Here is a 7,315-nt window from a genome sequence, read left to right on the forward strand (position 1 = left end):
CCGCCAGCGCGTAGGCGCGGCCGCGGTGCCGGGCGGGATCGGCACCGTGCGGGTCGATCACGGTCACGGCGAGAGCCGGCCCGTGGGCCTGCTTGAGTGCGAAGGCCAGGGCGAGGCTGGCGAGGCCGCCGCCGGCGATCAGGAGGCTGCGGCTGCCGGGGCGGGGCGTCTGGGCCGTCATCGTCACGGATCTCCGATCTGGGGGCCGAGCGCGTGGATCGCTCCGCCCGAAAGGCCTATGTCGCGTTTGGACGACGAACGGAAACCCCGCGACTCATGACCGACGCCACCACCGACGCGATGACCGACGCGGTCGCCGAGCTCATCGCCATCCTCGACCTCGAGCGTCTCGAGGTCGATCTATTCCGCGGCCAGAACCCCAAGACCGGCTGGCGCCGGGTGTTTGGGGGCCAGGTGGTGGCCCAGGCCCTGGTGGCCGCCACCCGCACGGTGCCGGACGACCGGCCGGCCCATTCGCTCCACGCCTATTTCATGCTCCCGGGCGATCCCCGCGCGCCGATCGTCTACGAGGTCGAGCGCATCCGCGACGGGCGCAGCTTCACCACCCGGCGGGTCAAGGCGATCCAGCACGGGCGGGCGATCTTCGCCACCACGATCTCCTACCAGGTCTCCGAGGGCGGGTTCGAGCACCAGCCCGGCAGGCCGGCCGTGGCCGGGCCGGACGGCCTCCTCGACGGCAAGGCGCTGGCGGCCGCCGGCGCCTCCGGCATGCCCGAGGCGGTCGCCGCCTATTTCGGCCGCGAGCGCCCGATCGAGCTGCGACCGGTGAACCTCGACCGCTACACCGCCCGCCGCAAGGACGGGTCGCGCCCCGATCCGGTGTTCAATGTCTGGCTGCGGGCGGCCTCGGTCCTGCCGGACGACCCGGCCCTGCATCGGGCGGTGCTGGCCTATGCCTCCGACATGACCCTCCTCGACGTGTCGCTGATCCCGCATGCCAGCTCGGTGTTCGATCCCGACATCCAGGCGGCGAGCCTCGACCACGCCCTGTGGTTCCACCGCCCGGTCCGGGTCGACGACTGGCTGCTCTACGCTCAGGACAGCCCGGCCGCCGGCGGTGCCCGCGGCTTCGCCCGTGGGGAGATCTTCGACCGCGCCGGCAACCTCGTCGCCTCGGTGGCGCAAGAGGGTCTGATCCGGCCGCATGGGGGATGAGGTCACGGCGCGGAACGGCTCGTCTGTCGATCCGCGCGGCGAGGGCGGCCCCCGGAATGGTGGGGTGGGCGCCTGAGGCAACGGGGTTCAACGGAGGCTTTAAGCCACCGTATCACCCATCGCCGGCGGATTAAGGAGCCTTCGCCAACGTGCGTTGCAAAAATGCACCGCCATGATATGCCGTTTTATCAATCGTTTGCACGCCTTATGGGCAACACTCCGACGCAGCGTGCTCAACGCTTCGCCTAACGGGTCTATTTGCTGGGCATAAGCGCGTCCGGCTGAAAAGTTCCCCGCCAAGCTCGGGTGGCATAGTCCTTGAATAGCCCCGCTCAACCGCGGGCCAGCCCGGCTCGGCGGGCGGCTCTGATCGGGCCACCGCGTGGATCGGGCGACGGCATCGGTTCCCAGGGACTCGGTAAGGGGGCGCCGCCCATGAAGATCGTGATGGCCATCATCAAGCCGTTCAAGCTGGAGGAGGTGCGCGACGCGCTCACCGGAATCGGCGTCCACGGCCTGACGGTGACGGAAGTGAAGGGCTACGGCCGCCAGAAGGGCCACACCGAGATCTACCGCGGCGCGGAATACGCGGTGAGCTTCCTGCCCAAGCTCAAGATCGAGGTCGCGGTCGCCTCCGACCTGACCGCCAGCGTCATCGACGCCATCGCGGCGGCGGCCCGCACCGGCCAGATCGGCGACGGCAAGATCTTCGTGCTGCCCCTCGAGAAGGCGGTGCGCATCCGGACCGGCGAGACCGACGCCGACGCGCTCTGAGCCGGCCCGCCGACAGCCTCAACCTTTACGCAACGCGCAACGCATCGTGACCGGAGCCACCTGTCCATGAAAGTCCGTAACGCCCTGATGCTCGGCTTGGGAGGCGCGGCGCTCGCCGCCCTCCTGATCGAGCCATCCCTCGCGCAGACCCCGGTTCCGGAAGCCGCCTCCGCGGCTCCGGCCGCCGCCGCCGTGCCGCTGCCCAACAAGGGCGACACCGCCTGGATGATGATCTCCGCGGCCCTCGTGCTGATGATGAGCGTGCCGGGCCTGGCACTGTTCTACGGCGGCCTCGTGCGCACCAAGAACATGCTGTCGGTGCTGACCCAGGTGTTCGCGATCGTGTCGATCGTCGGCCTGCTGTGGGTGTTCTACGGCTACAGCCTCGCCTTCACCAACGGCGGCGGCATCAACGACTTCGTCGGCGGCCTGTCCAAGGCGTTCCTGAAGGGCATCGACGCCAACTCGACGGTGGCGACCTTCTCCAACGGCGTCGTGATCCCCGAATACGCCTATCTGTGCTTCCAGATGACGTTCGCGATGATCACCCCGGCGCTGATCGTCGGCGCCTTCGCGGAGCGGATGAAGTTCTCCGCCCTGGTGGTGTTCACGATCCTCTGGGTCACGCTCATCTACTTCCCGATGGCCCACATGGTCTGGTACTGGGCCGGCCCGGATGCCGTCGGCAACGCCGCCAAGGCGCTGGCCGCCGCCACGGACGACGCCTCGAAGGCGACCGCCCAGGCGGCGCTCGACGCGGTCAACAAGGATGCGGGCTTCCTCTTCCAGAAGGGCGCCCTCGACTTCGCCGGCGGCACCGTGGTGCACATCAACGCGGGCATCGCCGGCTTCGTCGGCTGCCTGATCATGGGCAAGCGCATCGGCTACGGCCGCGACCTGCTCGCCCCGCACTCGCTGACCATGACCATGATCGGCGCCTCGCTGCTGTGGGTCGGCTGGTTCGGCTTCAACGCCGGCTCGAACCTCGAGGCCAACGGCACCGCCGCGCTCGCGATGCTCAACACCTTCGTGGCGACCTGCGCCGCCGCGGTGGCGTGGCTGTTCGCCGAGTGGGCGCTCAAGGGCAAGCCGTCGCTGCTCGGCATGCTCTCGGGCGCGGTGGCGGGCCTCGTGGCCGTCACCCCGGCCTCGGGCTTCGCCGGCCCGATGGGCTCGATCGTGCTCGGCCTCGTGGCCGGCGTGGTCTGCTTCGTGATGTGCTCCACCGTGAAGAACGCGCTCGGCTACGACGACTCCCTCGACGTGTTCGGCGTGCACTGCATCGGCGGCATCCTGGGCGCCCTGGCGACCGGCATCCTGGTCGACCCGAACCTCGGCGGCGTCGGCATCCCCGACTACACCTCGAAGCCGGGCGAGCTGGCGGTCGGTGCCTACGACATGGTGAGCCAGCTCATCATCCAGGCGGAGGCGGTCGGCCTGACCCTGCTGTGGTCCGGCATCGGCTCGGCGATCCTCTACAAGCTCGTCGACCTGACGATCGGCCTGCGGGTGACCCAGGAAGAGGAGCGCGAGGGCCTCGACATCGCCGACCACGGCGAGCGCGCCTACAACTACTAGGGCGCTCTGGGCCGACGTAGACACCGGTTCGGCACAAGAGATCGCGTCCCGACAAAGCCTTGGAGCCATTTCCGATTGCAACGCGGTCGGGAACGGCTCCAGAGCATCGCCCCGAAAGGCGGTAGCCGGCTTTCGGAAAAGCCGACGCAAGAACAAAGACCGAGCGCGGCCCTGCGGGGCGGCGCTCCGCGAACGAAAAGCCCCGGCTCCGTGTGAGCCGGGGCTTTTTCATGTCGGAGCCCCGGGCGGCAGGGGCTTCCCCTGGGCCGGGGCCCGGGCCGGGGCTGGGATTGGGTCTCGGTCCGGCACCGCCCGCGACGGGCGGGCCGTCAGGATCTCACGCGACGGCGCGTTTCTCGATCACGCGGGTCTCGACCATTTCCGCGGGCTCGTAGATCCAGCGTGCCATCGCTCCGGCGGTCATCGCCCCGAGGATCGGCGCCAGCCAGAACAACCAGAGCTGCGTCACGTAGGGGCCGCCGGCGATCAGGGCCGGCCCTGTGCTGCGAGCCGGGTTGACCGACGTGTTGGTCACCGGGATCGAGATGAGGTGAATCAGCACCAGGGCGAACCCGATCGGGATGCCGGCGAAGCCGGCGGCCGCGCCCTTCGAGGTCGTGCCGACGATGATGAACACGAAGAAGAACGTCGTCAGGAACTCGGTGACGAGGCAGGCCGTGAGGCTGTACTTCCCCGGGCTGAGATCGCCGTAGCCGTTGGCGGCGAATCCGTTCGGGATCCATCCGGCCTTCCCCGCCGCGATCACGTAGAGCACGCCCGCCGCCAGGATCGCGCCGACGACCTGGGCGGCGATGTAGGGAAGCACGTGCCGGTTCGCGCACCGCCGCGCCGACCACAGGCCAAGCGTCACGGCCGGGTTGAAGTGCCCGCCCGAGATGTGCCCGACCGCGTACGCCATCGTCAGCACGGTGAGGCCGAACGCGAAGGCTACGCCGAGGAAGCCGATGCCGAGTTCCGGAAAGGCCGCCGACAGGACCGCCGCACCGCATCCGCCGAAGGTGAGCCAGAAGGTGCCGAAGAACTCGGCGGTCGCCCGGCGCATCGTGTCGTGATCCATGTCGGAACCTCTCGAATGCTGGATTGGCGGGATGATAGAAGGATCTCAAGCTCGTAAGCTTCGCCGTTTCCGATGGAGAATTTCAATGTTGACTGTATTTTTTGGCATATATGGAAGGGAATACTGCATAGTTTTAAGACGGATACAACCTGCACGGGCTTGCCCGGACGACCGGTCGAAGTCTGGCATCCTGAAGTTTGTGTATAACTCTAAGGTTGCCGATTTGACCCGCTACCGAGGCGTCCGGCTGCCGGGTCGAGCCGTCGGGGACGCCGCGCCGGACGGGGAGCCGCATCGCAGGTCCAAAGAAACCCCGGCTCCATGGGGGCCGGGGTTCCGTCGGACTTCGGCGCCGCGCGGCGTTTGACGGCTCGCAATGACGCGACCGCTGCAGCGATCGCGACGGACCTCGCGGTTCCTCACCGCATCCCGACGCGCCGCGGGAGCCTCGCAGGATGTCTCCCGGGATCGCGGCGGCTTCCGGAGGCCGCCTGCCGGACTTGCCAGCGCGGAGGCCGTTCCCGACCGGGATGCGATCGGGAACGGCCCTCAGTCCGTGTTTCGGCGCGCATTCATTCGCCGAACCGGTGTCCCGTGCGGCGGAGAGGGCTTGCGCCGCCTCGGGATCGGGGAGAGGCTGGGAACGACCCAGCCGACGGCGCTACGCCGCCTTCGACAGCGTCGCCTTCTCTTCCGCGAACGCCCAGTCGAGCCACGGCGTCAGCGCCTCGAGATCCGCGGTCTCGACGGTGGCGCCGCACCAGATCCGCAGGCCCGCCGGGGCGTCGCGGTAGGCGCCGATGTCGAGGGCGACACCCTCGCGGTCCAGGCGCTCGACGATGCCCGAGGCGAGCGCCGCCACCGCCGCGTCGCCGCGGGCGAGCACGTCCGGGTCGGCGATCACCAGGCACACGCCGGTGTTCGAGTAGGTCGCGGGGTCGACCGCCAGCGGCGCGATCCACGGGGTCCGGGCGACCCAGTCGTAGATCGCCTTGGCGTTGGCGTCGGCCCGGGCGTGAAGCGCCGGCAGGCCGCCGATCCGCACGGCCCAGTCGAGGGTGTCGAGGTAATCCTCCACGGCCAGCATCGAGGGCGTGTTGATCGTGTCGCCCTTGAAGATGCCCTCGATCAGCTTGCCGTCCTTCGTCAGTCGGAACACCTTCGGCAGCGGCCAGGCCGGGACGTGGCTCTCCAGCCGCTCGACCGCCCGGGGCGAGAGCACCAGCATGCCGTGCGCGGCCTCGCCGCCCATCACCTTCTGCCAGGAGAAGGTCACGACATCGAGCTTGTCCCAGGACAGCGGCTGCGCGAAGGCCGCCGAAGTGGCGTCGCAGATCGTCAGGCCCGCGCGGTCGGCGGCGATCCAGTCGCCGTTCGGGACCTTCACGCCGGCGGCGGTACCGTTCCAGGTGAAGACCACGTCGTTATTCTTGGTGTCGATCGCCGACAGGTCCGGCAGCACGCCGTAGGGTGTCTGGTGGATCCTGGGCGCGATCTTGAGCTGCTTGAGCGCGTCGGTGACCCACTCCTTGCCGAAGGCTTCCCAGGCGGCGACCTCCACGGGCTTGGGCCCGAGCAGCGTCCACATCGCCATCTCGACGGCGCCGGTATCGGAGGCCGGCACGATGCCGATCCGGTAATCGTCGGGCACCTGCAGCACCGAGCGGGTCAGGTCGATGGCCCGGCCGAGCTTGGCCTTGCCGATGGCGGAGCGGTGCGAGCGGCCGAGTGCGGCGTCGGCCAGGGCGGCCGGAGTCCAGCCCGGACGCTTGGCGCAGGGGCCGGACGAGAAGTGGGGAACGCGCGGGCGCCTGTCGGGTCGGCTCATCGTCGGATCCATCCTTGCAGATGGGCGCTCCTCGACGGGGAGGAGTGTCCCGGAACCGCGCATGCGCCCAATCCGGGCCTCTGGCAAGCGCTTGTCCGGGTTGCAGTCTTCGCTGCGTGCCCCTGCCCGGGACAGGCTGTTCGGGCCTACGGAACCGTCGATTAATCTTGGGCCGTTAGCCTTAATGGCGTGCCGTGTTGCGTTCGAGGTACGCTGATGTCTTTCCACAGTGCTGCGATAGTATCGGCCTGGTCGGTTTTACTTATGGTTATCGGCGCGTTAGCGACCCGCCTCGCCCTCGCGGGCCGGCTCCGGTATCCCGCCGCCCAGCCCCTGCAACTCGATCCCCTGGATTACGAGTGCGACGGGCCCGTGATCGATCTGGAGCCCGCCTGAAGGTCCGGGCGCCGCTCGGCGGTGATGCGTTCGGCCTCCGACCGCCGCCACCGGGCGATGGCCCCGTGATTCCCGCCCGAGAGCACATCGGGAATCGGCCGCCCCTCCCAGTCGCGGGGCCGGGTGTAGTGCGGATATTCGAGGAGCCCGCCCTCAAAACTCTCCTCGACGCCCGATTGCGCCTTGCCCATCACGCCGGGGAGGAGCCGGACGCAGGCGTCGAGCACCACGAGGGCGGCGATCTCGCCCCCGGAGAGCACGTAATCGCCGATCGAGACTTCCTCCAGGCCGCGGCCGGCGATGACGCGCTCGTCGACGCCCTCGAACCGGCCGCAGACGATCAGCGCCCCGGGGCCGGCGGCGAGGTCCCGCACCCGGGCCTGGCTGAGCGGCCGGCCGCGGGGAGACATCAGCAGCCGGGGCCGCGGATCGTCCGCCCCGGTCGCGGCGTCGATGGCGGCGGCGAGCACGTCGCAGCGCAGCAC

At 69.4% G+C, this 7,315-nt stretch carries 6 protein-coding genes and 1 pseudogene; 3 read left to right on the top strand and 4 right to left on the bottom strand.

Annotation, left to right across the window (positions count from 1 at the left end; all coding sequences use genetic code 11):
- A pseudogene (locus FV228_RS16075) lies at positions 1-181 on the bottom strand (2-octaprenyl-6-methoxyphenyl hydroxylase); the annotation flags it as partial.
- Between the two features lie 95 nt (positions 182-276).
- Here FV228_RS16075 and tesB point away from each other — a divergent pair.
- The 3 genes from tesB (at position 277) to FV228_RS16090 (ending at position 3,528) form a co-directional block, all read left to right on the top strand.
- The gene (gene tesB / locus FV228_RS16080; RefSeq protein ID WP_147855544.1) at positions 277-1,176 is read left to right on the top strand and encodes an acyl-CoA thioesterase II; all 900 of its coding nucleotides are present in this window, start codon (positions 277-279) and stop codon (positions 1,174-1,176) included.
- 435 nt (positions 1,177-1,611) lie between these two features.
- Positions 1,612-1,950 carry a P-II family nitrogen regulator gene (locus tag FV228_RS16085; RefSeq protein ID WP_147855545.1) on the top strand — a complete coding sequence of 113 codons (339 nt, stop codon included), beginning with the start codon at positions 1,612-1,614 and terminating at the stop codon, positions 1,948-1,950.
- A gap of 66 nt (positions 1,951-2,016) precedes the next feature.
- Complete coding sequence (locus FV228_RS16090) at positions 2,017-3,528, top strand: ammonium transporter (protein WP_147855546.1); 1,512 nt, start codon at positions 2,017-2,019, stop codon at positions 3,526-3,528.
- Between the two features lie 337 nt (positions 3,529-3,865).
- Here FV228_RS16090 and aqpZ read toward each other — a convergent pair whose 3' ends face one another.
- The 3 genes from aqpZ to FV228_RS16110 form a co-directional block, all read right to left on the bottom strand.
- On the bottom strand, positions 3,866-4,606 hold the full coding sequence (gene aqpZ, locus FV228_RS16095) for an aquaporin Z (protein WP_147855547.1): 741 nt from the start codon (positions 4,604-4,606) through the stop codon (positions 3,866-3,868).
- A gap of 661 nt (positions 4,607-5,267) precedes the next feature.
- Positions 5,268-6,434, bottom strand: a complete 1,167-nt coding sequence (locus FV228_RS16100; protein ID WP_147855548.1) for a phosphoserine transaminase — start codon at positions 6,432-6,434, stop codon at positions 5,268-5,270.
- A gap of 353 nt (positions 6,435-6,787) precedes the next feature.
- The coding region (locus FV228_RS16110; RefSeq protein ID WP_147855550.1) for a tRNA (guanosine(37)-N1)-methyltransferase TrmD at positions 6,788-7,315 on the bottom strand (528 nt) is incomplete at its 5' end.

Source organism: Methylobacterium sp. WL18, from assembly GCF_008040015.1.
In the GTDB taxonomy this organism is placed as follows: domain Bacteria; phylum Pseudomonadota; class Alphaproteobacteria; order Rhizobiales; family Beijerinckiaceae; genus Methylobacterium; species Methylobacterium mesophilicum.

What these genes read in the sequence shown, in the direction of transcription:
- tesB (WP_147855544.1), top strand. Translation starts at nt 277, where the DNA reads ATGACCGACGCCACCACCGACGCGATGACCGACGCGGTCGCCGAGCTC.
- FV228_RS16085 (WP_147855545.1), top strand. Translation starts at nt 1,612, where the DNA reads ATGAAGATCGTGATGGCCATCATCAAGCCGTTCAAGCTGGAGGAGGTG.
- FV228_RS16090 (WP_147855546.1), top strand. Translation starts at nt 2,017, where the DNA reads ATGAAAGTCCGTAACGCCCTGATGCTCGGCTTGGGAGGCGCGGCGCTC.
- aqpZ (WP_147855547.1), bottom strand. Translation starts at nt 4,606, where the DNA reads ATGGATCACGACACGATGCGCCGGGCGACCGCCGAGTTCTTCGGCACC.
- FV228_RS16100 (WP_147855548.1), bottom strand. Translation starts at nt 6,434, where the DNA reads ATGAGCCGACCCGACAGGCGCCCGCGCGTTCCCCACTTCTCGTCCGGC.